Source organism: Celeribacter sp. ULVN23_4 (assembly GCF_054788345.1).
On sequence record NZ_JBTVYO010000002.1, the window covers coordinates 195,519 to 218,195 of the forward strand.

The 22,677-nt window shown below is 61.7% G+C and carries 23 protein-coding genes; 11 read left to right on the plus strand and 12 right to left on the minus strand.

Annotated elements, in window-relative coordinates; genetic code table 11:
- Positions 1–143: 143 nt before the first annotated feature.
- The 3 genes from ACYBHZ_RS06305 to ACYBHZ_RS06315 all read right to left on the minus strand — a co-directional run bounded on the left by ACYBHZ_RS06305 (position 144) and on the right by ACYBHZ_RS06315 (position 3,033).
- Positions 144–977, minus strand: coding sequence for a PhzF family phenazine biosynthesis protein (locus tag ACYBHZ_RS06305; protein WP_460273408.1), 834 nt, complete (start codon positions 975–977; stop codon positions 144–146).
- Entirely contained in the window at positions 974–2,245 is a 1,272-nt protein-coding gene (locus ACYBHZ_RS06310; RefSeq protein WP_460273409.1) for a cation:proton antiporter, read from the minus strand. The genes ACYBHZ_RS06305 and ACYBHZ_RS06310 overlap by 4 nt, the downstream gene beginning before the upstream one ends.
- An 86-nt stretch (positions 2,246–2,331) precedes the next feature.
- Entirely contained in the window at positions 2,332–3,033 is a 702-nt protein-coding gene (locus ACYBHZ_RS06315) for an endonuclease/exonuclease/phosphatase family protein (RefSeq protein ID WP_460273410.1), read from the minus strand.
- Between the two features lie 63 nt (positions 3,034–3,096).
- On the opposite strand from ACYBHZ_RS06315, the gene ACYBHZ_RS06320 reads away from it, so the two are divergent.
- Positions 3,097–3,753: a hypothetical protein gene (locus ACYBHZ_RS06320; RefSeq protein WP_460273411.1), complete on the plus strand. Its 657-nt coding sequence runs from the start codon at positions 3,097–3,099 to the stop codon at positions 3,751–3,753.
- Between the two features lie 23 nt (positions 3,754–3,776).
- Entirely contained in the window at positions 3,777–4,355 is a 579-nt protein-coding gene (locus tag ACYBHZ_RS06325; RefSeq protein WP_460273412.1) for a putative glycolipid-binding domain-containing protein, read from the plus strand.
- Positions 4,356–4,358: 3 nt separating this feature from the next.
- Here ACYBHZ_RS06325 and ACYBHZ_RS06330 read toward each other — a convergent pair whose 3' ends face one another.
- The 3 genes from ACYBHZ_RS06330 to ACYBHZ_RS06340 all read right to left on the minus strand — a co-directional run bounded on the left by ACYBHZ_RS06330 (position 4,359) and on the right by ACYBHZ_RS06340 (position 7,335).
- Positions 4,359–5,768 (minus strand): protein adenylyltransferase SelO, encoded by a 1,410-nt coding sequence (locus tag ACYBHZ_RS06330; RefSeq protein ID WP_460273413.1) that lies wholly within the window; start codon positions 5,766–5,768, stop codon positions 4,359–4,361.
- Positions 5,769–5,809: 41 nt separating this feature from the next.
- The gene (locus ACYBHZ_RS06335; protein WP_460273414.1) at positions 5,810–6,760 is read right to left on the minus strand and encodes a nucleoside hydrolase; all 951 of its coding nucleotides are present in this window, start codon (positions 6,758–6,760) and stop codon (positions 5,810–5,812) included.
- A gap of 74 nt (positions 6,761–6,834) precedes the next feature.
- On the minus strand, positions 6,835–7,335 hold the full coding sequence (locus tag ACYBHZ_RS06340; protein WP_460273415.1) for a hypothetical protein: 501 nt from the start codon (positions 7,333–7,335) through the stop codon (positions 6,835–6,837).
- Between the two features lie 168 nt (positions 7,336–7,503).
- Here ACYBHZ_RS06340 and ACYBHZ_RS06345 point away from each other — a divergent pair, with 168 nt between their 5' ends.
- Complete coding sequence (locus tag ACYBHZ_RS06345) at positions 7,504–7,914, plus strand: SufE family protein (RefSeq protein WP_460273416.1); 411 nt, start codon at positions 7,504–7,506, stop codon at positions 7,912–7,914.
- Between the two features lie 61 nt (positions 7,915–7,975).
- On the opposite strand, the gene ACYBHZ_RS06350 is transcribed toward ACYBHZ_RS06345, so the two are convergent.
- Together ACYBHZ_RS06350 and ACYBHZ_RS06355 are read right to left on the minus strand one after the other, a co-directional pair.
- Entirely contained in the window at positions 7,976–8,626 is a 651-nt protein-coding gene (locus ACYBHZ_RS06350; RefSeq protein WP_460273417.1) for a DUF1638 domain-containing protein, read from the minus strand.
- Positions 8,623–9,315 carry a corrinoid protein gene (locus ACYBHZ_RS06355; RefSeq protein ID WP_460273418.1) on the minus strand — a complete coding sequence of 231 codons (693 nt, stop codon included), beginning with the start codon at positions 9,313–9,315 and terminating at the stop codon, positions 8,623–8,625. The genes ACYBHZ_RS06350 and ACYBHZ_RS06355 overlap by 4 nt, the downstream gene beginning before the upstream one ends.
- An 85-nt stretch (positions 9,316–9,400) precedes the next feature.
- Here ACYBHZ_RS06355 and ACYBHZ_RS06360 point away from each other — a divergent pair, with 85 nt between their 5' ends.
- Complete coding sequence (locus tag ACYBHZ_RS06360) at positions 9,401–10,504, plus strand: PA0069 family radical SAM protein (RefSeq protein WP_460273419.1); 1,104 nt, start codon at positions 9,401–9,403, stop codon at positions 10,502–10,504.
- A gap of 26 nt (positions 10,505–10,530) precedes the next feature.
- On the opposite strand, the gene bmt is transcribed toward ACYBHZ_RS06360, so the two are convergent.
- From bmt to ACYBHZ_RS06375, 3 genes are all read right to left on the minus strand, one after another.
- Positions 10,531–11,547 (minus strand): betaine--homocysteine S-methyltransferase, encoded by a 1,017-nt coding sequence (bmt, locus tag ACYBHZ_RS06365; protein WP_460273420.1) that lies wholly within the window; start codon positions 11,545–11,547, stop codon positions 10,531–10,533.
- Positions 11,548–11,723: 176 nt separating this feature from the next.
- A complete protein-coding gene (locus tag ACYBHZ_RS06370) occupies positions 11,724–13,748 on the minus strand; it encodes a phosphatidylglycerol lysyltransferase domain-containing protein (protein WP_460273421.1) in 2,025 nt (674 codons plus the stop codon).
- 309 nt (positions 13,749–14,057) lie between these two features.
- Positions 14,058–14,369 carry a DUF1476 domain-containing protein gene (locus ACYBHZ_RS06375; protein ID WP_460273422.1) on the minus strand — a complete coding sequence of 104 codons (312 nt, stop codon included), beginning with the start codon at positions 14,367–14,369 and terminating at the stop codon, positions 14,058–14,060.
- 223 nt (positions 14,370–14,592) lie between these two features.
- Between ACYBHZ_RS06375 and purC the strand changes: the two genes are divergently transcribed.
- From purC to ACYBHZ_RS06390, 3 genes are all read left to right on the plus strand, one after another.
- Positions 14,593–15,357, plus strand: coding sequence for a phosphoribosylaminoimidazolesuccinocarboxamide synthase (purC, locus tag ACYBHZ_RS06380; protein ID WP_460273423.1), 765 nt, complete (start codon positions 14,593–14,595; stop codon positions 15,355–15,357).
- 58 nt (positions 15,358–15,415) lie between these two features.
- Positions 15,416–15,646, plus strand: a complete 231-nt coding sequence (purS, locus tag ACYBHZ_RS06385; RefSeq protein ID WP_460273424.1) for a phosphoribosylformylglycinamidine synthase subunit PurS — start codon at positions 15,416–15,418, stop codon at positions 15,644–15,646.
- Between the two features lie 240 nt (positions 15,647–15,886).
- Positions 15,887–16,792 (plus strand): DUF1176 domain-containing protein, encoded by a 906-nt coding sequence (locus tag ACYBHZ_RS06390; protein ID WP_460273425.1) that lies wholly within the window; start codon positions 15,887–15,889, stop codon positions 16,790–16,792.
- 85 nt (positions 16,793–16,877) lie between these two features.
- On the opposite strand, the gene ACYBHZ_RS06395 is transcribed toward ACYBHZ_RS06390, so the two are convergent.
- Positions 16,878–17,897: an LLM class flavin-dependent oxidoreductase gene (locus tag ACYBHZ_RS06395; RefSeq protein ID WP_460273426.1), complete on the minus strand. Its 1,020-nt coding sequence runs from the start codon at positions 17,895–17,897 to the stop codon at positions 16,878–16,880.
- Between the two features lie 199 nt (positions 17,898–18,096).
- Here ACYBHZ_RS06395 and ACYBHZ_RS06400 point away from each other — a divergent pair, with 199 nt between their 5' ends.
- From ACYBHZ_RS06400 to ACYBHZ_RS06415, 4 genes are all read left to right on the plus strand, one after another.
- Positions 18,097–18,555 (plus strand): DUF1203 domain-containing protein, encoded by a 459-nt coding sequence (locus tag ACYBHZ_RS06400; RefSeq protein WP_460273427.1) that lies wholly within the window; start codon positions 18,097–18,099, stop codon positions 18,553–18,555.
- A 101-nt stretch (positions 18,556–18,656) separates the two neighbouring features.
- On the plus strand, positions 18,657–19,325 hold the full coding sequence (purQ, locus tag ACYBHZ_RS06405) for a phosphoribosylformylglycinamidine synthase subunit PurQ (RefSeq protein WP_460273428.1): 669 nt from the start codon (positions 18,657–18,659) through the stop codon (positions 19,323–19,325).
- 171 nt (positions 19,326–19,496) lie between these two features.
- Entirely contained in the window at positions 19,497–21,224 is a 1,728-nt protein-coding gene (locus ACYBHZ_RS06410) for a sensor histidine kinase (protein WP_460273429.1), read from the plus strand.
- A gap of 54 nt (positions 21,225–21,278) precedes the next feature.
- A complete protein-coding gene (locus ACYBHZ_RS06415) occupies positions 21,279–22,613 on the plus strand; it encodes a sigma-54-dependent transcriptional regulator (protein ID WP_460273430.1) in 1,335 nt (444 codons plus the stop codon).
- The last annotated feature ends 64 nt before the right edge of the window (positions 22,614–22,677 follow it).

The following is a 22,677-nucleotide window of genomic DNA, read 5'->3' on the forward strand; positions in this document are numbered from 1 at the left end:
CGTGTGAGGCTGAGAGGGAGGTCTTCACGCCTGTTCCGAGGTGTCTCACGCGTTAAGGTTAATCAGATTAACCTTAACGCGTGGAAAGACGGGGGAGGTAAAGGCGTGAAGTGCCGCTCAGGGCGATCCGTGGACCGCCCGCCTCAGAAGGCGAGCTTACCTTCCATCATCCGCACGGCCTGACCGCCGATCGTCACCGCATCCGCATCGACATCAACGGTGATGCGCGAGGGGCGGCCCATGTCGTCGCCCTGATGGATGACGAAGGAGAGGGGGCTTCCGGTCTCTTCGAACAGAAGTCGCCCGAGGGCCGCCGCCGCAGAGCCGGTGGCCGGGTCTTCGGGAATGTCATCGAGCGGGGCGAACATGCGCATATGCACGGTGTCGCCGTCGCGCCAATAGGGCAGTTGCGCAAAGTCCAGCCCCATCGGATAGCGCGCATGGCCCTCGCGGAAGGCCGCGACATCGGTCGCGATGCGGGAGAGCGCCTCGCGGGAGGTAAGCTCGGTGAGGGTGAAGGTCAGCCCCATGCCCGCCATGATGGGGGCGGTCTTGAGATCGGCCTCACTGAGCCCGAGGGCCTTGGCCACAAGAGCTGCTTCGGGATGGGCAACGGTTTCAAGCGGCTGGCGCGCGGTGAACTGTGCGGTGCCGTCCCGGACCACTGCGGTGATCAGGCCGACTTTCAATTCGAGCCGCAAATCCGGGCCAAAGCCCATCTCGGACAGGGCGACAGAAGCCCCGATGGTCGGATGGCCCGCGAAGGGGACTTCCATCGTCGGGGTGAAAATCCGCAGACAGGCGGTGTTCGATGTATCTTCCGGGGGGAAGAGAAACACGGTCTCCGAATAATTGAACTCACGGGCGATCTTTTGCAGCCGTTCTTCCGGAAGGGCCTCTGCCCCGATCACGACGGCAAGAGGATTGCCGCCAAAGGGTTGATCGGTGAAGACGTCATAGGTCAGGTAACGGGTCACATTTTCAACTCCGGTTCACGGCCAACGCGTTTCGCCAGAGGCGCGACGGTGAGGCCTTGGACAATGATCGAGAACACGACGATGACATAGGTCGCGGCGAGGATGGTCGGTTTCCATTCGCTGTCGGGCAAGGAGAGGGCCAAAGCGACGGAGATACCGCCCTTCAGGCCGCCCCATGTCATGATCGGCACCGCCCCGCGGGAGAAGGGCGTGACGTTGTGCAAGAGAGCGGCGGGGACGACGACGGAGATCAGGCGGGCGAGGAGCGCCAGAACGATGGCGAAGCCAGCGGCTTTGATCGTGGCCATGTCGAAGACGACGGCGAAGACCTCGAAGCCGATCATGAGGAACAGCACGGCGTTGAGGATCTCGTCCACCATGGTCCAGAAGGCGGAGACATATTTGCGGGTTTCTTCCGACATGCCGTATTTGGTGCCGACTTCGCCAATGAGCAGCCCGGCGCAGACCGCCATGATCGGCGCGGAGACGCCAAGCGCCACGGCAAGCTCATAGCCGCCGAAGGCCAGCCCCAAGGTGATCAGCACTTCGAGAGAGTAGTCATCGATCAGGCGCATGACGCGGAAGGTGAGCCAGCCGAGCACAAGGCCAAGCACAGCGCCGCCCACGGCCTCGCGAAAGAACAGTTTGGACACCATGAGGGCCATGTTCTCCTCTTCGCCGCTGCTGCCATGCCCGGAGGCGGTGGCACCAAAGGCCAGACCGACGAGGATCAGGTAGACCACATAGCCGACGCCGTCGTTGAACAGGCTTTCGCCCGCGATCTTGGTCTCAAGGCTTTTGGGCAGGTTGGCATCTTTGAGAACGCCCAGAACCGCCACAGGATCGGTGGGAGAGATCAGCGCGCCGAAGGTGAGCGCCACCAGAAGCGGCATGCCGGTGAGCCAGGAGAAACCGACGCCCACAACCGCGGTGGAGAGCGCGACGCCCAGAGTGGCCATCAAGATGACGGGCAGCCATTGATCCTTGAGGTCATCCAGTTTGACGTGGAGCGCGCCCGCGAAGAGCAACAGCCCGAGCATGCCTTCAAGCAGCGTGTCGGTGAAATCGAACTCCTGCACGGCGGCCCGGATTTCTTCCTCGAAGACGGTGTTCGGGAACAGGAAATCGACACCGATGATCACCAGAGAGGTGACCAAGGAGACGACGAGAATGCCGATGGTGCTGGGCAGGCGCAGGAACAGGTAATTGATCGCGCCGAAGGCCCCGGCGAGAACGATCAGCAAAGAAGCAAGTTGCAAGACGGTCATGGGAGAAGCTCACGGAATAATGGACATCTTCTGTGTACCACCTTGAGAGGACAGGGGAAGAAGAGACTGTGAGCCTGCGTCGTTGTTTACAGGGGCTGAACTGTCGGACGTAGATCGGCCCAGATCGGCAGGTGATCGGACGCACGCCGTGAGGCATCGGTCTGAACCACCCCGGCGTCGCGCAACTCAAGCGCGCTGGTGTGAGCGATACGGTCGAGCGAAGCCATCGGGCGGTTGGCGTGGAAGGAACGACCGGGGGCATGCACCGCGAAAGCATCCTTGAGCGGATCAAGCCCCTGATGGTTCGACCATTCGTTGAAATCGCCAAGGATCACAGTCGGTCGGTCATCGAGCGCGGCGAGATGGGCGCGAATGGCGTGCAGCTGTTTCTGGCGGGAACTGCGGAGCAGCCCGAGATGGACGCCGACGACGCGAAGATCGGGCAGATCGACGGCCACAGCGCCACGCGGCTCAAGCCCTGGCAGATCGAGGCGATGGACGGCTTCGACCTCGGCCCCTTTGCGCACGAGAATGGCGTTGCCGTGCCAACCGACGGAGACGGGCGAGGTGTTGACGGGGAGGGCCACGAAATCCGTGTGGGTCTCGATCATGCGCGGGGGCAGGGCGGCGGGACGGGGGCCGAGCCGCATGTCGGCTTCTTGGAGCGCGACGACATCGGCTCCGATCCCGTTGATTACATCGAGAATGCGTCCGGGCGCGCGCTGGCCGTCCGTGCCGCGACATTTGCGCAGGTTATAGGAGGCGAGCCGCATTGCGTTGGTTTCCACTTTCGGTTTCATAGGGATAAGATAAGACCGCGAGCGCCGAATTTCATCGGCTACGGAGGGCAAATGCGTCAGCTTTTTCGCAGATATCGACAGGAGCCGCTGGTCATGCGGCTGGTCTGGTTGGCCCTGTTCGTGGAATTTATCGCTTCTCTGTTCACGGCGCGCTATTCGACCGCATTCGTCGCGCTGGGCACCTTCGGGTTGACCTTATTGCCGATGGCCTTTGCACATCGGTTCCAGATTTATATCCCACGCTCCTTCATGGCGGCGATCGTGGTTTTCCTGTTCGCCACTCTCTTTTTGGGAGAGGTGGATGACTTCTACTATCGCTATTGGTGGTGGGACGTGGTGCTTCATGGCGGGTCCGCTCTGGCCTTCGGGCTGGTGGGGTTTGTGGCGATTTTCATGTTGTTCCAAGGGGATCGCTATGCGGCTCCGCCTTGGGCGATGGGGCTTTTCGCCTTTTGTTTTGCCATGTCGATCGGGGCTCTTTGGGAGATATTTGAATATTCCATGGATCAGATTTTCGGCACGAATATGCAGAAGTCCGGGCTTCAGGACACGATGTGGGATCTCATCGTCGATGCCGGGGGCGGGTTCATCGGGGCCTTGTCGGGGGTCGTTTACCTCAAGCGTGACAGTGGCACGCCTTTCGCCGGGCTGATCCGGGATTTCGTTCAACGCAACAGTAAGTTTTTCGCCAAGTACCGGGACAAATAATTCGCTTTCAGGAGGTTAATTTTATGACGATGCGCATTGCGGCGCGCTGGAGCGCCTACAATGGAAGAGGGGATTCTACAGGGCATGAACACTGCGTGTTCTCCGTTGGAGAAGATGAAGTGAGCCTGAAAGCGGCATTGAGTGGAGCGGGAAAGTTCCCTTTTGGCGCGCAGTATCATCTCAAAGCCGATCCGCAATTTCGCACCCGTGAGCTTTGGGTGGAATACGTCGGCAAGATGGTGCTTCACATCGCCAGCGACGGACAAGGCAATTGGTTCGATCTGCGCAGCGAGAGCCCGCTTCCCGAACTGGATGGCTGTCTTGATGCCGATATTGCCGTGACGCCCGCGACGAATATGTTGCCGATCCGGCGACTGAAGCTTGCGGCGGGTGAGACGCAGGAGATTGCGGTCGCTTTCGTGCCGCCGCCGGGTGAGATCGGGGACACTTTCCGACCGCGCAAAGTGATGCAGCGCTACACCTGCCTGAGCCCGGCGCGCGCCTATCTTTACGAGAACCTCACGAGCGGTTTTGCCGCCGAGATCAAAGTCGATGGGCACGGGCTGGTGACGGATTATCCGGGCGCTTATTGCCGCCTGTAAACCTCAGGTGCCGCAGAAGGTCTGATGTACGATCTGATCTTCGGTCGGCGGGAGGCTCAGGTCGCGATCCGTGTCGGCAAGATCGAACGGCGCGGAGAGAACCTTGGCGAGCCGTTGCGCCTTGGTTTCGTCACCGTCGAGGGCGGCTTGAATGGCCTCTTCGATCCGGTGATTGCGCGGAATGACGGCGGGGCTGGCCTTGACGATGATCTCCTGCCAATTCCCGTCGCGCCGCGCGGCCCAACGTTCCGCCCAGTGATCAAAGGCGTCGCGGTCGAGCATCCAGTCGCGCGCGGAACCGTCGAGCAAGCCCCGGAAGGTATTGGTGAAATCCGCACCATGCTTGGCCATGAGGCCGAGCAGATCTTGCATCAAGGGCAGGTCTTCTTCCGTTGTCTCCGGGAGGCCGAGCTTGGCGCCAAACACAGTGCGCCATTCCGCCTGATAGAGGCCCGGGAAGGCGTTCAGCACCTCGGTCAGCGCGTCAATCGCCTGCTGCTGACCGCCAAGCTCCTCTTCCATCTGCGGCACGAAACAGGACCCGAGCTGGGCGAGGTTCCAATGCGCCATGGAGGGCTGCTGCTCATAGGCGTAGCGCCCGTGAGTGTCGATGGAACTGTAGACCGCTTTCGGGCTGTAGCCGTCGATGAAGGCGCAGGGGCCAAAGTCGATGGTTTCGCCGGAGACCGCCATATTGTCGGTGTTCATCACGCCGTGGACAAAGCCGAGGCCCATCCATTTGGCGATCAGGCGGGCCTGCGCCTTGACGATCTCATGATAGAGCTCAAGCGTGTTCGTGGCCTGCGGGAAGTGGCGGGCGCGGGTATGTTCGGCCAGAAGGCGCACCGCCTCGTAATCCTCGCGGGCGGTGAAATATTGGAACGTGCCGACGCGGATGTGGCTTGCGGCCACGCGCACGAGAATGCCGCCGGGAAAGGCGCGCTCGCGCTGCACCCGTCCGCCGGTGCGCACTGCGGCGAGGGCGCGGGTTGTCGGCACACCCGCCGCATGCATGAATTCGCTGACGATGAACTCGCGCAGCACCGGCCCGATCCAGGCGCGCCCGTCGCCGTTGCGCGAATAGGGTGTGCGGCCCGCGCCTTTGAGGTGAATGTCGAACCGGCCCGTGTCCGCCACAACCTCGCCCAGCATGACCGCCCGCCCGTCGCCGAGCTGCGGCGACCAGCCGCCGAATTGATGTCCGGCATAGACCTGCGCGATGGGGTCGGCCCCGTCGGGGATGACATTGCCCGCGCAGACCTCCGCATCCCAGTCAGAAACCCCAAGCTCCTCCGCCAGAGCGGCGTTCCAGAGCATCATTTCGGGCGCAGGCGCGCGCTCCGGGGCGATGCGGGTGAAGAAGCGGTCGGGCAGGCGGGCGTAGGAGTTGTCGAACTGGGTCATGGCACTCATTTAGGGCGAGTTGGGCGCGGCGCAACGGGGCAGAGCGTGGCTCAGGCCAAACGCCGCACCCTTTCGGTCAAGAGCGCAAAGAACCCTTCGGCATCGGCATCGCCCATGAACATCGCGTTTTTGGGCCGGTCGGTGACGCCCCACCAATCGGCAACGGTCATGCCGCGGGTCAGCTCAGACTTGGTCTCGATCTCGACGTTGATCTGGCGACCGGAGAACAGTTCCGGCTTGATCAGATAGGCGATGACGGTCGGATCATGCAGCGGGCCGCCTTCCGAGCCGTATTTTTCGATGTCGAAACGTTCGAAGAAATCGAGCCAGCCTGCGACCACATCGCCGAGATGGTTTCCGAAGTCCTTGAAGGCCTGAAGACGCGGTGCCGTCACCAGCACCTTATGCGTCACATCGAGCGGCATGACAGTCAGTTTGACGCCGGATTTGAACACGATCTCAGCGGCTTCCGGGTCGACGTAAATGTTGAACTCCGCCGCCGGGGTGATGTTGCCGACCTCGAAATAGGCGCCGCCCATCAGGACGATTTCCTGCACGCGTTCGACGATGTCGGGGGCTTTTTCAAAGGCGGTGGCGATATTGGTGAGCGGGCCCATCGGGCAGAGCGTCACGGTCCCGGCGGGCTCAGCGCGCAGCGTGTCGATGATGAAATCGACGCCGTGCTGGTCTTGTAGCGGCATCTGCGGTGTCGGCAGTTCGATCCCATCCAGCCCGGTCTTGCCGTGAACATGTTCGGCAGTGACGAGCGTGTGGGCCATCGGACGGTCGCAGCCGGCATAGACTTTCACATCCGGTCGTCCGGCGACTTCGCAGATTTTGCGGGTGTTTTCCGAAGTGCGCGCGATCGGCACGTTGCCGGCGACGGCGGTGATGCCGAGCACATCAATCTCTTCGGGCGAGCCGAGCGCCAGAAGGATCGCCATGGCGTCATCCTGTCCGGGATCTGTGTCGATGATAATTTTGCGCGGAAACTGCGACATATGCGTGCCTCATTTTTGTTGAGGCGCCAAGATGCGGTCGCTTTCCGGGATTGTCAAAGCCGTTCAGCGCGATATCAGCGCCGAACCTGCCGTGCGCCCTCTGCGCCTTGGACGATGATGGTGTGAATGCCTGCAATCTCATCAAAAGACAGCGAGCGGGCCGCCGTGATTTTGCGCTGCGCGGCATTGCCAGTGGGGGCGGCGCTCTCAGGCGCGCGCAGGCGGAACTCGAACACCAGCGTGTCGCTGCGCTCGGAGGCGGCGGGGACGAGCTGGGCGTCGAAATAGCCGGTCGAGGGCAGAAGTGCTGTGGCGGTGATGATGGCGCCGGAGGCCGATTGCACCACTTTCACATCGCTGATCGTCGGCGCGAGCGGACGGGAGTCGACGAAGACGGGATAGCCTTTGCGCGGGGCGAGGGATTTGAGGGTGACAATTTGTTGGCCGTTTTCATCGACGGCGACGGGTTCGGATTTGCCGAACCAGTTGAGCGGGTTGAACCGCGACTCTTGTACCGATGCGCAGCCTGTCAAAAGCGACAGAACCAGTCCCGAAATGATCACCTGACGCCGCATTGGCTTCTCCCTTTCACTCTCGTGATCAAAGGGCTACCCGAAAAGCCTTGCGATGAAAAGGGCAGGTTGACCCAAGACGCATCGCAAAGCTGTGGGTGGCTGGACCTTTGCCGGGCGAGGGCGTAAGAAATTCGCAACCAAAGACGTGCGAAGAGGCAAGGGTAGATCATGGCGAATGAGAATTTCGAAGAGATTGTCGAAACCTTTGAGTTTCTGGACGATTGGGAAGACCGCTACCGCCATGTGATCGAGATGGGCAAAGCCTTCCCGCCGCTCGACGATGCGTTCAAGGTGCCCGCCACCAAGGTCGAAGGCTGCGCCTCGCAGGTTTGGCTGGTGCCGACCATCGAGGGCGGCAAGTTCGAATTCCAAGGCGCATCGGACGCGATGATCGTCCAGGGTCTGATCGCGATTCTGCATGAGCTGTTCGCAGGGCTGAGCGTGACAGAGGTTCTGGCCACGGACGCGCCTGCCGAACTGGCGCGGCTTGGCCTTGACGAACACCTGTCGTCGCAGCGCTCCAACGGGTTGCGGGCGATGGTCGAGCGCATCATGGAAACGGCGGCGAAAGCGGGCTGACACCGTTTGAGTATTTCTCAGCAAAGGAAACGCGGGGCTGTGGTGTTGGCTGTGGCGTCGCTCAGGGGCGCAGGAAGCGGTCCAGATCGCCGTAGCCGGTGAAGCGGCGCTCAAAAGGCAGTTCTAACCGCGCGGCGCAGGTTTTGGCGATCTCGGTCAAAGCCGGGTCGTCGGTTTGCGCCAGATAGACCAGTTTCTCGTAATTGCCGAAATAGGCCGACAGCAGGTCCGGGTAGCGGTCCAGCCCCAAGGGTTTCCAGACAAAGGCATCGAACTGACGCGCGAGGAAATCGGTGAGGTAGTAGGTCGTCGGCTCGTCGCGGTCGGGGAATTGGTCCATCCCGTCGAAAAACGCATAGCAATGCGGGGCGTCGATCATGGTGACGCCCTTTTTGTCGCAAAGCGCCTGGAGCAAGCCGCCGGTGCCGCAATCACCGTATGCGATCAGGATGTGGTCGTAATCCGCGCGATGTTCGTCAATCGCACGCGCGACGGCGGCGGGGATTTTGGACGGATCGTTATGCAAAATCGCGGGCAGGCAGGTGAGGGTCAGGTGATCGAGCGCGTTGAGGCGAATGATCGCCAGCACCTCACGCGCCAAAGCGCCACAGGCAATGATCAGCGTCTTGCCGCTGCCGGTTTGCGCGAGGCCCTGATCGCGCAGCTTTGCGTCATTCAGGGCCTCATCGTTTATGACAGGCGCGTCATTCACACTTGGTTATGCCGCGCGTGCACGAGCTTTTTCGCGGTTTCCACGGCAATCGCCGCATCATCGCAATAGGCATCCGCACCGATGGCCCGACCGAATTCCTCATTGAGAGGCGCACCGCCGCAGAGCACGATGTATTTCTCGCGCAGGCCTTTCTCGCTGAGTGATTCAATGACGGTTTTCATATAGGGCATGGTCGTCGTCAAAAGCGCCGACATGCCGATGATATCCGCGCCTTCGCGCTCGGCGGTGCCGATGTAGTTTTCGGCCTCGGTGTTGATGCCGAGATCGATGATCTCGAAACCCGCACCTTCCATCATCATCGCGACAAGGTTCTTGCCGATGTCATGGATGTCGCCTTTGACCGTTCCGATCACCATCTTGCCCATCTTGGGCGCGCCGGTTTCCACGAGAAGCGGCTTGAGGATCGCCATGCCGCCCTTCATCGCCTGCGCGGCGCGCAGCACTTCGGGGACGAACAGGATGCCGTCGCGGAAGTCGTCGCCGACGATGGCCATGCCCGGCACCAGAGCTTTGGTGAGGATGTCATAGGGCGTCCATTTGCGCTCCAAAAGGATGGTGACGCCTTCTTCGATCTCTTCCTTGAGACCGTCGTAGAGGTCGTCCATCATCTGTTCGGTCAGCTCGCCGTCATCAAGTTCGGAGAGGATCAGATCGTCATCATCAGACATGGGCGTTTCCTTTCGTCTGGAAATTCATGCCATCTGCGCGCGGGCGCTCTTGGCAAATGTTCTCATTTTGTTCTAGTGTCACGGCATGAGCCGCGAATCCACGTTTTTCTTTTCCGACACGCTCCCGCTCGGCCTTGTGCCGAAAGCGCGGGGGGCGGGGTCGAATGCCTCGGGCCGGTTTGAGCGGCTGGCGAGGGAGACTTTCCTCGATGGCTGGGACAGCGAGGTCGAGGCGAAGACTTTGGGCACTACCACGGTGGATGAGCGCCCGAAAAAGATCATCACCCGCAACGACAGTCCCGACATTCCGTTTGATCGCTCGATCAACCCGTACCGGGGCTGTGAGCATGGCTGTTCCTACTGTTTTGCGCGGCCCTCGCATGCCTATCTTGGCCTCTCCGCCGGTCTCGATTTCGAAACCCGGCTGACGCGCAAAGTCGGCGCGGCGGAGGTCTTGGCCCGCGAGTTGGCCGCCAAAGGCTATGAGGTCGCGCCGATTGCGATGGGAACGAACACCGATCCTTACCAGCCGATCGAGGCGCGTGATCGGATCATGCGCGGTATTCTGGAGGTGCTGCGCGATCACAATCACCCGCTGACGATCACCACCAAGGGCACGTTGATCGAGCGCGATATCGATATTCTCGCGCCCATGGCCCGAAAGGGCTTGGTGCAGGTGGGCATCTCGATCACCACGCTCGGTTCGCGCCTGTCGCGGCAGATGGAGCCGCGTGCCCCGGTGCCCGCACGACGCCTGAAAACCATCCGCGCCTTGAGCGATGCGGGTATTCCCACCCATGTCATGGCCGCGCCGATGATTCCGGCGCTCACCGATCACGAGTTGGAGGCGATCCTCACCGCCGCCGCCGCGAACGGGGCGCGCAGTGCGGCCTATATCATGCTGCGCCTGCCGCTTGAGGTGGCGCCGCTCTTTGAGGACTGGCTGGAAACCCATGTGCCAGACCGCGCCCAACGTGTGATGAACCGGGTGCGCGAGCTGCGCGGTGGCAAGGCCAATGATCCGCGGTTCGGCAAGCGGATGAAGGGCGAGGGGGAATGGGCGGAGCTTATGGCCAAACGCTTCGAGATCGCGCTGGCCCGCACGGGGCTTGCGCGAAAGGGGCCGGGCCTGCGGACCGACCTCTTCGCCGTGCCGCCCAAACCGGGCGACCAGCTCTCTCTGTTTTAACCAAAGCTCTGACATAGGACAGCCGATCAGGTGCGGCGGCGACGCCCGGAGCGTTCGCGTTTCGCCGGGCCTTTGTCGTCGGTGCCATCAGAGGCCGAGGAGAAGCCGCCGAGTTTCTCGGCGATCTCTTCAAGCGTCGGGCGCGGGCCGCGCGGACGGGTTTCAAGCGCTTCTTTCATGGCTTTGAGATGCTCCGGCGTGGTGCCGCAACAGCCGCCGATGATCGTCGCCCCGGCATCGCGCGCCAGGACGGCATATTCGGCCATCAACTCGGGCGTGCCATCGTAATGAATGTGGCCGTCGACATAGCGCGGGATGCCCGCGTTGCCCTTGGCGATGATTGGACGGTCGTGGCCCTGCGCGGAAAAGCCCAGAACGGTGCGCAGCAGGTCGGAGGCCCCGACGCCGCAGTTGGCACCATAGGCGATCGGCGGGGTCGGCAGTTTTTCGACCATGTTCGACAGTTCCGTCGAGGTGACGCCCATCATGGTGCGGCCTGCGGTGTCAAAGCTCATGGTGCCGATCCACGGCAGACCGGCCTTGGCCGCGCCTTCGGCGGCGGCCTTGTATTCATCGGGGGCGGAAATGGTTTCGATCCAAGCGATGTCGGCCCCGCCCGCTTTGAGGCCCACGGCCTGATCGTAGAACATCTCGACGGCGCGCTCGTAAGACAGCGGTCCCATCGGTTCCATGATCTCGCCGGTCGGGCCCATCGAGCCCGCGACGATCACCGGGCGACCTGCCGCATCGGCGACCTTGCGGCCGATCTCGGCGGCAGCCTTGTTCAGTTCGAACACGCGGTCTTCGGCATTGTGCAGTTTGAGGCGCGAGGCCGTGCCGCCGAAAGAGTTGGTGAGGAAGATGTCGGACCCGGCATCGACCGCGCCCTGATAGAGCTTTTCGATGTTTTCCGGCTTGTCGACGTTCCAAAGCTCCGGCGCGTCGCCGGAGGAGAGGCCCATATTGAACAGGGTCGTGCCCGTCGCGCCATCGGCCATCAGCCAATCACGGGTCTCAAGGAGTTTGGTCAGGGCGTCGGTCATGAAGCCTCCGGAGCTTTGCGCCCAGCCGGGCGGGCAGGGTGCGGGGTCAAAAAGGGAATGCCCGGACGGAAGACCGCCGGGCTTTGGGGTGATGTGCCACGTCTGGTTCCATTTATCAAATTCAAACAGGTCATAAAGATCATGAGCCTGAGTGCAGAACCGGCGGGGCGTTGCGCCTATCGTCGTGACAACAGGCGCGGCAGGCGTCCGAGGCGGAGCGTGCGGTGGGTGGCAAACCGCGCGGCTTTCATAGGGTTGCCGGTGGGGCGCGGCGGCGGGGCGGTGACGCGGCGCAGGATGTCGAGCGCGGAAACCGCGAGTGCGAGCCGGGACGGGGCAACGAGGTAGAGCGTTTCCCAATGCGGCGCGAAGGCCGCCTTGAACCGACGCAGGCCCGCAGCGCCGGATTTGCTCAGAAAGCGGGAGCGCAGGCGGCGGATCAGGGCGGAGCGATCCTCTCCCTGCCACGGCACGGCGGCGAGCGACAGGCGCGGGACGCCATGGGCGCGGGCGGCCTCGATGACCTTGGCGATCAGAAGCTGGATCGTGCCGTCGGGGGCGGCATGGCCGAAGCGCATCAGGTCGAGGGTCATCTCATTGCGGCTTTCATGAAAGCTTACGAAAGCGACCAGATTGCGACCCTGCCATGCAAGGAAGACGCGCTGGCAGGAGATATAGTCGCGATCATAGGTGCCCATCGAGAAACCGCGTTCCTTGCCGCGCAGGGTGAGCCATTCGCCCGCCACGCGGTCCATCTGCTCCAAGGGCAATTCGCGCCCGCCTTCGGTGATCTTGATGCCGGCCTCTTCGGCTTTGCGCAGGGTGCGGCGCAATTGTCGGTATTTTGCACCCTCCAAGGTGAAGTCCTTGGGCCGAAGCCAAGCTTCTTCGGCGGTGGGCAGGACGCGCCAGCCCGCGCGGCGGGCGGAGGCGGCCATGCGCGCCCCGCATTTATAGATCGCGGGCATGCGGTAACGCCGGGCCGCCGCCCGTGCCAATGCCTCGCGGGTGACGGAGGGGCAGGCGCGTGCGGCGAGCGGATCGGAGAGCATGACGAGCGACTGGCCGATGGGGGCGGCGAGGCCGAGGCCGGTGCCATCGCTTGAACTCAAAAGCGAAAAGTCGCGGGTGCGGAGCAGTCCTGCTTCGGCGCGCGGCGCGGCGAAGATTTGCATTTCAAGCTGCGGCGAGAGGAACGGCGTGGGGCATGTTTTGACCAGTTTCGGCTCTGCCGCGAGATTGCTGCCACGCGGGCCGCGCAGGATCACCAGCGCCGAGAGCGCCGCGGGGATCACGTAATAGACCAGCCGGAAGGCAACGACCGCACCGAGCAGCGGTTCCAGCGGGACGTTCGGCAGGAGCGAGGCCAAGGTTGCCTCGAACGGCCCGACGCCGCCCGGCGTGGAGGCGATCAGCCCGGCCCCGAGAGAGAAGAGATAGGCCGAAATCGTGTGTTCCAGCGGCAGGTGAAGGTGTTCGGGCAAGAGCGCATAAAGCGCCAGTCCGGCGCAGATCGTATCAATGGCGGTGAGCCCGATCACGGTCGCCATGGTCCGCAGGGACGGCCAAGGCAGGCGCACGAGGCGACGGGGCGGAAAAAGCGACAGAAGCGCCATCAGCGCCGACAACAGCACCGTACCGGTGGCGAGGGTTCTGATCCAAGGCAGTTCGGGTTGAAAGAACATGAGCGCGGCGGAGGCGACCACGGCCCAGCCCGCAAGAAAGGACAAGGCCACAGCGGCAGAGAGCCGCGCCGCTTGCCAGAGGGTGAGTTCGGGGAGCATCCGCCAGCGGATCAGCGTCCCGGTCAGGGCGCCGAAGCCAAGAAACTGCGACAGTCCAATGGCGACCATGCCGGACTTGCGCGCGGATGTGTCGGAAATCCCGGTGCCGAGCTGGGCATGCAGCACACGGTCATATTGCCCGACGGCCCAGAAGCTCCCGAGCGTGGCGAGCGCGGCAAATCCCCATTGTTCGGGGCGAATGCCCGCGATGGTGCCGAGAATGGTGTGAAGGTTGAGATGGGCGACTTTTTCCCAAAGGAGCCAGCCGAAAAACAGCATGACGGCGAGCGGGAAAACCTGTTTGCCGACGAGTTTGCCCACGAATTTGCGCGGGCCTGCCGGGTCGGAGCGGCTTGGCGTGGCGGTCGAGGCGAGAGGCTCAAGCTTGTCCTCGATCTCGATCTGGCTGTGTCGCATCGTGGTCCATGCTCCTGTTTGGCCCTGTTTCGGGCCCTGTCTGACACCGTTTCGTCCGGGGCAGGTTGTGGCTTACGCGAGCTTTGCCAAGATTCGATTAATGCCTTTGACAAAGAAGCGGTTACCCCACATCGAGCGTGGTGCACGAACCGTCGGCCTGTGCGGTCGGCCTTTTGGGCGGAGAGCTCAGGGCCTGTGGAGCATGTCGGGGGAGACGCAAAAAGAAACAAGGGCCCGTATCGAAATACGGACCCTAAAGCCTGTCACTTTGTGGTGAAATTTCAGTGATCTGACGCGGTCAGCCTCAGGTCAGCTTTCGGCCAGTTCTGCTTTGGCCTCGGCAAAGAATTCGGCGTATTTTTCGCGCACGGCACTCACGCTGGACGCCGCGCCGAGATCTTCGGCGACTTTGGCGATCACGTCTTCCGGGCCGCGCTCTTTCAGATCGGCACGGATCACATCCGCTGTGTAGGTCTCAATTTCATCGCCGGATTTCCCGAGCGTCCCGGCAGCCCATTTGGCAAGCTTACGGTCGGCACGCGCCTCCAGGCGGAACTGAAGCTCAGCGTCATGCGCATATTTGCGCTCAAAGGCCGCTTCCCGTTCGTCGAAGGTGGTCATGCAGGCTCCTCCTCTGTCAATCTCCTGAGCTTGATTATGACCATCTCAGGGGCGGTTCACAAGGATGCAGATCAATAAAGTGTTTAGATTTTGGGCAAATGGCGAAAATCAACTGGGCGGTGATTGTGGTGGCAAGCTTGCCCCCGCGTCTCCCTTGCCCTAAAGAGCGCATCTGAAGTGGCCGGTCGTAATGATTCCCGGCCCCACTAGCTTTGGAGGCCCCATGGCGCGCCGTAAAAAAATCTACGAAGGCAAAGCGAAAACGCTCTACGAAGGTCCAGAACCGGGCACTCTGGTGCAGTATTTCAAGGATGACGCAACTGCGTTCAACGCGCAGAAACATGCGACCATCGAGGGCAAGGGCGTGCTCAACAACCGCCTGTCCGAGTTCTTCATGAACGGTCTGACCTCTCTGGGCATTCCGAACCACTTCATCAAACGCCTGAACATGCGTGAGCAGCTGATCCGTCAATGCGAGATCGTGCCGCTGGAAGTGATCGTGCGCAACTACGCTGCCGGCTCCATGGCCAAACGTCTCGGGCTTGAAGAAGGCATCCGCCTGCCGCGCCCGATCATCGAATTCTCCTACAAGGACGACGCGCTCGGCGATCCGCTTGTGCCGGAAGAATATATCATCGCCTTCGGTTGGGCCTCGCAGCAGGATCTCGACGACATCGTCGCTCTGGCGCTGCGGGTGAACGATTACCTGTCCGGCGTGATGTACGGCGTCGGCATTCGTCTGGTGGATTTCAAGATCGAGATTGGTCGCGTCTGGGATGGCGATTTCATGCGCCTGATCGTCGCCGACGAGATCAGCCCGGACAGCTGCCGCCTTTGGGACATCGAGAGCGGGCAGAAGCTCGACAAGGACGTGTTCCGCCGCGACCTCGGCTCTCTGACCGACGCCTATACCGAAGTGGCGCGCCGTCTGGGCGTGTTGCCGACCAACGGACCGATCGACGCGGACACGCCGAAGATCATCAATTGAAAGCCACGACTGGTGTGCGGCTAAGCGCGCCAAAGGGACCACTGAGAGGAACGACTTCATGAAAGCCCGCGTCTTTGTCATGCTGAAAAACGGTGTTCTGGACCCTCAAGGCGAGGCCGTGCGCCACGCTTTGGGTAGCCTTGGCTTTGATGGCGTCGAAGGCGTGCGTCAAGGCAAGGTGATCGAGCTTGATCTCGCCGATGGCACCTCGGAAGAGACCATCACCGAGATGTGCGAGAAGCTTTTGGCCAACACGGTGATCGAAAGCTACAAAATCGAGCTGCTCTGAGCCGCTCAGCTTCCACGAGATCAAAGGCCGCCCTTCGGGGCGGCTTTTTTTATGTGCCGTTGCTTTGCTATGCGCTGCTGTATCGGCCTTCGAGGCTATTCTTTGCGCGCTACATCCGCACAACATCAACCTCGCGGCATAAACCTCTTGTTTTGTCTGTCCTTTCCGTCAGTGTTGGGCCGTCCCGGCGAGGTTTGATCTCGCGGGTGTTGGTCTGTGGATGGTTTGAGAGGTATCACTATGTTTTCCGGTTTGACGCGCTCTGCGCCCTTTGTTCTTTGCGCGGCTTTGGTCGGAGTGGTTTTGCCCAGTGCGGCTTTGCCAAGTGCAAGCGGGGCGGAGGAGGTTCCCGGGTTTCATTACAAGCAATGGCAGGCGGCGTGCGGGCCGGAGTATTGCGCGCTCACGCCCCGCGCCAATCCGATCCTGTCGCTGGTCAGGGCCAATGCGGGCGGGCATTGGGCGCTGAGTTTCCATGAAGATGTACGTGGCACGATTTTGATCGACGGGGTTGAGATGGGCTGGGCGGAGGATGCGGAAATGCCGTTCCCTGCGCCGCTTCTGGATGGGGATGTGCTTGAACTTCACTACGATGCGGAGGGGTTCAGCGACGGTGTCTCTCTGGCCGGGATCAAGGCGGCGCTGATCTGGGCGGAGGAGCAACAAGGGCAGGCGGGAGATCGCACATTGGCCCTTCCGAGGCCGGATTGGGCGGCGCTCAAGGCGCAGGCCCGCGCCATGACGGAGGAGGCCTGTGAGGGGCCTTTGCCGGATATGTTCGACAATGTCTCTGAGCCGCAGATCATTTGGGGGCACCCGGAGGTTCTGGTTCTGGCGCAAACCTGTTGGACGGCGGCCTATAATGTCGGCTCACACGTTTATCTGCTGGGGCCGGTGCTCGATGGTGTTGATCCCGTGCGGGTGGCAGCGATCGACGAGACCGGGACACCGACGCCGGAACTGGCGCTTTGGGGACTTGAGGGGGATTCCCCGGTGCTGGAGAGCTATTACAAGGGGCGGGGCCTCGGGGATTGTTTTACCCATGAGACTTGGGTGTTCGATGGGTTTCACTATCGGCTGAAAACGCGGGTCGTGGATGATGAATGCGACGAGAAGACCATACCGATGGTGGTTTGGCCGGAATAAATCGCGCTCATAATTGTTCGCACTCAGAACGTGGCCTGAAGAGGGCACCCCCGTTTGGGGATGCGCCTGTTTTTAAGAGAGGGGATCAGCGCCACCCCAGCGCCGGGGCGACCTCTTTCAAAATCGTCTCGATCACATGGATGTTGTACTCGACGCCCAACATGTTCGGCACGGTCAGGAGAAGAGTATCGGCCTCGGCAATCGCTTCGTCGCCTTTGAGCTGCTCGATGAGCTTGTCCGGCTCGTCGGCATAGCCGCGCCCGAAGATCGAGCGGGTCTGGTCGATCATCCCGATCTGGTCGCTGTCCTTGCCTCCTTGGCCGAAATACATCCGGTCCATGTCATTGGTCAGCGCAAAGATTGAGCGGCTCACAGAGACGCGCGGTTCACGGTCATGACCCGCAGATTTCCACGCCTCACGATATTCACGGATCTGCTGCGCCTGCTGCACATGGAAGGGCTCGCCGGTTTCGTCGTCTTTCAGCGTCGAGCTTTGCAAGTTCATGCCGAGCATCGCCGCCCATTTCGCCGTGGCGTTGGAGCCGGAGCCCCACCAGATGCGGTCGATCAGCCCTTCGGAATGCGGCTCAAGACGCAGCATCCCCGGCGGGTTCGGGAACATCGGGCGCGGGTTGGGCTGCGCAAAGCCACGGCCTTCGAGCTGTTGCAGGAAGAGCTGGGTGTGACGGCGGGCCATGTCGGAGGCGTCCTCGTCCTCGGCGGGCATATAGCCAAAATGCCGCCAGCCATCGATCACCTGTTCGGGCGAGCCACGGCTGAGCCCAAGCTGCAGGCGTCCGCCCGCGATCAGATCGGCTGCGCCTGCGTCTTCCGCCATATAGAGCGGGTTCTCATAGCGCATGTCGATCACGCCGGTGCCGATCTCGATTTTCGAGGTTTTGGCACCGATGGCGGCCAGAAGCGGGAAGGGTGAGGCGAGCTGGCGGGCAAAGTGGTGGACGCGGAAATAGGCCCCGTCGAGGCCCAGTTCTTCTGCGGCGACGGCCAGGTCGATGGATTGCAAAAGCGCGTCCGAGGCCGAGCGCACGGCCGAACCGCGTTCGGGTGCCCAGTGGCCGAAGGACAAAAAGCCAAGATTTTTCATAGTGTTCCTTTCATCAACGCCAAGCCGGAGGGCTGGCGCGCTGTTGAGATGAATGTAGGGATTTGGCCGGGGGCAGAACAAGGGGGCTGGCTGTTCCCCTTGGCACAGAGACCGTGCGGCGCTGCTTTGCACAAGATCCGGGTCGCTTGGAGCATGGCGATTTTCTATGCCGGAGGCGTGTGAATAAGGAGCTTTCGCGATGATCTTTCAGGGATTGCCAACCCTCACCGCCCATGCGCTGCGTTTGGGCAAGTCGGATGCCAACGGGCAGGTGTCGGAGTTCGTTCTGAACCCTTATGAGAGGGCGCCCTGTCGGCACTGTTTGTGCAATATTCCCAAAGGCCAGGGCATGTTGATCTGTGCGCACCGGCCGTTTGAGAGCCGCAATCCTTATGCGGAGACCGGGCCGATTTTCCTTTGTGCCGGTGATTGCGCACCCTATCGGGGCGAAGCCGTGCCGGAGGTGTTGACCACCTCGCCGGACTATCTGATCAAGGGCTACGACATCAATGAGCGGATCGTGTACGGCACGGGGCGGGTGACGCCGCAGGGCGAGATCGAAACTTATTGCGCGGAGTTGCTGTCGCGCGATGAGATTGCCTTTGTCGACATTCGCTCGGCGCGCAACAATTGCTGGCAGGTGCGGGTGATGCGCTGATCGCGGCATGTTCATTGCGCATGAAGGCTTGATCCCGAAGCTTCCCCAGCGTATCAGGCGCGTGAACAGACCTCCGTACATCCCTCACAGGAGTTTCCCCGATGAAAGCCGCCGTCCTGCAATTCCCCGGGTCCAATTGCGACCGTGACATGTACACCGCGCTCAAGAATGCCGGTGCGGACGTGACGATGGTCTGGCACAAAGATGCGGAACTGCCGGAAGGCGTCGATGTTGTCGGCGTGCCGGGCGGCTTTTCCTACGGCGACTATCTGCGCTGCGGCGCGATTGCGGCGAACTCTCCGGTGGTGGCTTCGCTCAAGAAACACGTTGAGCGTGGCGGGTATGCCTTCGGCATCTGCAACGGCTTTCAAGTGCTGACCGAAGCGCGGCTCCTGCCGGGCGCTTTGCTGCGCAACGGTGGTCTCAAGTACATCTGCAAGACCACACCGCTCGCCGTTGAAAGCACCGACAGCCCCTATACCTCTGCCTATGCGCAAGGTCAGCACATCGGTATTCCGATCGCGCACCACGATGGCAACTTCACGGCCGACGAGAGCACGCTCGACATGCTCGAAGGCGAGGGCCGTGTGGCCTTCCGTTACCTCGACAACCCGAACGGGTCGAAGCGCGACATCGCCGGCATCCTGTCGGAGAACCGCCGTGTGCTCGGCATGATGCCGCACCCGGAACGCGCCGCCGAGCCGCAGCACGGCAATGAAGACGGTAAACTGTTCTTCACATCGCTGATGGACGCACTGGTTTCCGCCTAAACCCCCGCCACACCGGCAGGAATTTGCTCAAATGTCGCGAAACGATGGTTTTGCGGGGACTATGACGCCTGTTCGGCCCCTTGCGGGCGACAGGCGCCAGCGCGTACTCTTACCCGCATGAGTGATCACGATACCATCGGCGGCAAACAGCGGGCCAGGCGGCCGCGCACCATGAGCTGGACCGGGCGTCTGGCTCTGATGGCCTTTATTGCGGCGGCCGTGGGCGTCATCTGGGTCACCAATCTTCTTTTGACGGAACGCTACACGACGCTGACCCGCAACCGCGCGGAAGTGCGACAGGCGCTTTATGCCGGGAACCTGATGAGTGAATTGCAGCGTAATTCCATCGTTCCGATCCTGTTGTCGCGCGATCCGGTTCTGGTGAATGCGCTGACCTCGCGCGATTTTTCCCAGACCTCTCAACATCTGATCGCCTATGTCGATGAGATCGGCGCGGCGGGGATCACGCTTTTGGATGAAAGTGGCCGGGTGGTGGCCGCGACGGATCGGTCATTGCTCGGCGCGAACAACCGACAATCGGCGTCTTTCGTCGATGCGTTGCGCTCCAATGAGACGGTGTTCAAGACCACGGCGATGGACAACAACGCCTATGAGTTCACCTATTCGCGCCGGATCGACGTGAATGGCGCGCTGGCGGGTGTCATCGTGGTCAAGGTCGATCTCGCCAAGTTCGAGAAAAGCTGGGCTGGGATTTCGGACGCGGTGATTGTGGTCAACTCCGAGGGCAATATCATATTGTCCACCGAGCCGCGTTGGCGTTCGAAACAGGAGGCCGAAGCTTTGGCCACCCGTGATGCGCCGACGGCGATTGAGCGGGCGTTTCAGCTGACCACCGACTGGTCACCGGACCCGGATGAGGCCTATCTCGGCGGCGAAGCAGTGATGCGTCTCGAAAGCCGCATCCCATTTCGCGGCTGGAGGATGACCTCTTTCACCACCTATGGCTCGGTGCGCGAGCGGGTGAACGGGTTTCTGGCCCTCGAAATCATGGGCTTTGCCATTTTGCTGTCGGGCGCGTTCTACCTGACATCGCGCCGCGCCGTGTCCCGCGCCGGGTTGTTCCAGCGGGAAAGTGCGGAGCTGCGCCAGCTTAACGCCACGTTGCAACGCGAGATCGCGGACCGCAAACGGGCGGAGAAAAGCCTTGAGGTGGCCGAACAGACCTTGGCGCAATCGTCCAAGCTGGCGGTGCTGGGGGAAATGTCTGCGGCGGTGTCGCATGAGCTGAACCAACCTCTCGCCGCGATGAAAACCTATCTTGCCGGGGCGCGGCTTCTGATCAAGCGCAAGCGCTCAGAGGAGGCACTGGCCTCGTTTGGGCGCATTGACGATCTGATCGAGCGCATGGGCGCGATCACCAAACAGCTCAAATCCTACGCCCGCAAAGGCTCCGATCATTTGCAGCCGATTGACCTGCGCGATTGCGTGTCCTCGGCCCTGTCGATGATGGAGCCGCAGTTCAAACAGGGCGCGGTCGAGATCATTCGCGGCCTGCCGCCGGAGCCGGTGGTGGTGGACGGGGATCGGGTGCGCCTTGAGCAGGTGCTTGTGAACCTGTTGCGCAATGCGTTTGACGCCAGCAAGAATTCCGACGAACCGCAGATCGAGATTTTGGTGACCGGTGGTATACTGGGCGGCACTCAAGCAAGCGTGAGTGTTCGTGACAACGGCTCCGGGATCGAAGACCTCGACACTTTGTTCGAGCCTTTTTACACCACCAAGGCTCCGGGGGACGGGGTTGGGCTTGGCCTTGCGATCTCCTCCGGCATTGTGGCGGAGCTCGGCGGGCGGCTGACGGCACGCAACCGGCCAGCCGGGGGCGCGGTGTTTGAAATGATACTGCCTCTCTCTGACGAGGCGAAACACGCGGCGGAATAAACCCGCCCAGACGTTGAATATCCGGCATGGACCGGAGCAAGAAGGGAAAAGACCATGGCGACGGCAATGAAAATCGCGATCGTCGATGACGAACAGGATATGCGGCAGTCGATCAGCCAATGGCTGGCGCTTTCGGGGTTTGACACGGAAACCTTTGCCAGCGCGGAAGATGCTGTGAAGGCGCTTGGGGCCGATTATCCGGGCGTTGTCATCACCGATATCAAAATGCCCGGCATGGACGGGATGCAATTTCTCAAACGCCTGATGAGTGTTGATAGCGGTCTGCCCGTCATCATGATCACCGGCCACGGCGATGTGCCAATGGCGGTGGAGGCGATGCGGATCGGGGCGTTTGATTTCCTTGAGAAACCGTTCAACCCGGACCGGATGACCGAGCTGGCCAAGAAGGCCACCAATGCGCGGCGTCTGACGCTCGACAACCGGATGCTGCGGCGCGAGCTGTCGGATGGCACGGGCATCATGAACAAGCTGATCGGCGCGTCTCCCGTGATGGAGCGGCTGCGCGAGGATATTCTCGATCTCGGACAGGCCGACGGGCATGTGCTGATCGATGGCGAAACCGGCACCGGCAAGACGCTTGTGGCGCACGCGCTTCATGCGGTGGGCACACGGGCGTCTAAGAAATTCATCACCTTCGCCTGTGCGGGGCGCGATGAGGCCGATCTGACGAAACGGCTCTTTGGGCCGGACCCGGACGGGCAAATCCAGCCGTTGATTGAAGAAGCGCGCGGCGGCACTTTGGTGCTCGAAGATATCGAGGCCATGCCGATGACGCTTCAGGCGCGTTTGCTGAAATGGATCGACGAGCAGGGCACGCCGCCGGAAACCCGTGTGATCGCGATCTGTAACCTGCAGGAACAGGGCCGGACCTGTGAATCGGCGCTGCGTCCCGATCTCTATTTCCGTTTGGCCGCGATGAAAATCACCACCCCGCCGCTGCGCCAGCGCGGGGAGGACATCCTGCTACTGTTTACCCAGCTCAGCCAGCAATTCGCCGAAGAATACGGCTGCGATGCGCCGGAACTGTCGGCGCAGGAAGCGGCCCAGCTCTTGCAAGCGCCCTGGCCGGGGAACATCCGTCAACTGATCAATGTGGCGGAGCGTTCCGTGTTGCAAAGCCGTCGCGGCTCCGGGTCGATCACGTCGCTTTTGCTGTCCGAGTCCGATGCGCCGGAACAGCAGACCATGACGACCGAGGGCAAGCCGCTCAAGGAATATGTCGAGGCCTTCGAGCGGATGTTGATCGACAACACGATGCGCCGTCACAAAGGCTCTATCGTCGCCGTGATGGATGAGCTGTGCCTGCCGCGCCGGACGCTCAACGAGAAAATGGCCAAATACGGTTTGCAGCGCTCTGATTATCTCTGAGTTCGCGCGATCATGACAAAGGGAAGGCGCCCAACCCGCGAGGGAAGGGCGCCTTGTCACGTCT

What these genes read in the sequence shown, in the direction of transcription:
- ACYBHZ_RS06310 (WP_460273409.1), bottom strand. Translation starts at nt 2,245, where the DNA reads ATGACCGTCTTGCAACTTGCTTCTTTGCTGATCGTTCTCGCCGGGGCC.
- ACYBHZ_RS06320 (WP_460273411.1), top strand. Translation starts at nt 3,097, where the DNA reads ATGCGTCAGCTTTTTCGCAGATATCGACAGGAGCCGCTGGTCATGCGG.
- ACYBHZ_RS06325 (WP_460273412.1), top strand. Translation starts at nt 3,777, where the DNA reads ATGACGATGCGCATTGCGGCGCGCTGGAGCGCCTACAATGGAAGAGGG.
- ACYBHZ_RS06330 (WP_460273413.1), bottom strand. Translation starts at nt 5,768, where the DNA reads ATGAGTGCCATGACCCAGTTCGACAACTCCTACGCCCGCCTGCCCGAC.
- ACYBHZ_RS06335 (WP_460273414.1), bottom strand. Translation starts at nt 6,760, where the DNA reads ATGTCGCAGTTTCCGCGCAAAATTATCATCGACACAGATCCCGGACAG.
- ACYBHZ_RS06340 (WP_460273415.1), bottom strand. Translation starts at nt 7,335, where the DNA reads ATGCGGCGTCAGGTGATCATTTCGGGACTGGTTCTGTCGCTTTTGACA.
- ACYBHZ_RS06345 (WP_460273416.1), top strand. Translation starts at nt 7,504, where the DNA reads ATGGCGAATGAGAATTTCGAAGAGATTGTCGAAACCTTTGAGTTTCTG.
- ACYBHZ_RS06355 (WP_460273418.1), bottom strand. Translation starts at nt 9,315, where the DNA reads ATGTCTGATGATGACGATCTGATCCTCTCCGAACTTGATGACGGCGAG.
- ACYBHZ_RS06360 (WP_460273419.1), top strand. Translation starts at nt 9,401, where the DNA reads ATGAGCCGCGAATCCACGTTTTTCTTTTCCGACACGCTCCCGCTCGGC.
- bmt (WP_460273420.1), bottom strand. Translation starts at nt 11,547, where the DNA reads ATGACCGACGCCCTGACCAAACTCCTTGAGACCCGTGATTGGCTGATG.
- ACYBHZ_RS06370 (WP_460273421.1), bottom strand. Translation starts at nt 13,748, where the DNA reads ATGCGACACAGCCAGATCGAGATCGAGGACAAGCTTGAGCCTCTCGCC.
- ACYBHZ_RS06375 (WP_460273422.1), bottom strand. Translation starts at nt 14,369, where the DNA reads ATGACCACCTTCGACGAACGGGAAGCGGCCTTTGAGCGCAAATATGCG.
- purC (WP_460273423.1), top strand. Translation starts at nt 14,593, where the DNA reads ATGGCGCGCCGTAAAAAAATCTACGAAGGCAAAGCGAAAACGCTCTAC.
- purS (WP_460273424.1), top strand. Translation starts at nt 15,416, where the DNA reads ATGAAAGCCCGCGTCTTTGTCATGCTGAAAAACGGTGTTCTGGACCCT.
- ACYBHZ_RS06390 (WP_460273425.1), top strand. Translation starts at nt 15,887, where the DNA reads ATGTTTTCCGGTTTGACGCGCTCTGCGCCCTTTGTTCTTTGCGCGGCT.
- ACYBHZ_RS06395 (WP_460273426.1), bottom strand. Translation starts at nt 17,897, where the DNA reads ATGAAAAATCTTGGCTTTTTGTCCTTCGGCCACTGGGCACCCGAACGC.
- ACYBHZ_RS06400 (WP_460273427.1), top strand. Translation starts at nt 18,097, where the DNA reads ATGATCTTTCAGGGATTGCCAACCCTCACCGCCCATGCGCTGCGTTTG.
- purQ (WP_460273428.1), top strand. Translation starts at nt 18,657, where the DNA reads ATGAAAGCCGCCGTCCTGCAATTCCCCGGGTCCAATTGCGACCGTGAC.
- ACYBHZ_RS06410 (WP_460273429.1), top strand. Translation starts at nt 19,497, where the DNA reads ATGAGCTGGACCGGGCGTCTGGCTCTGATGGCCTTTATTGCGGCGGCC.
- ACYBHZ_RS06415 (WP_460273430.1), top strand. Translation starts at nt 21,279, where the DNA reads ATGGCGACGGCAATGAAAATCGCGATCGTCGATGACGAACAGGATATG.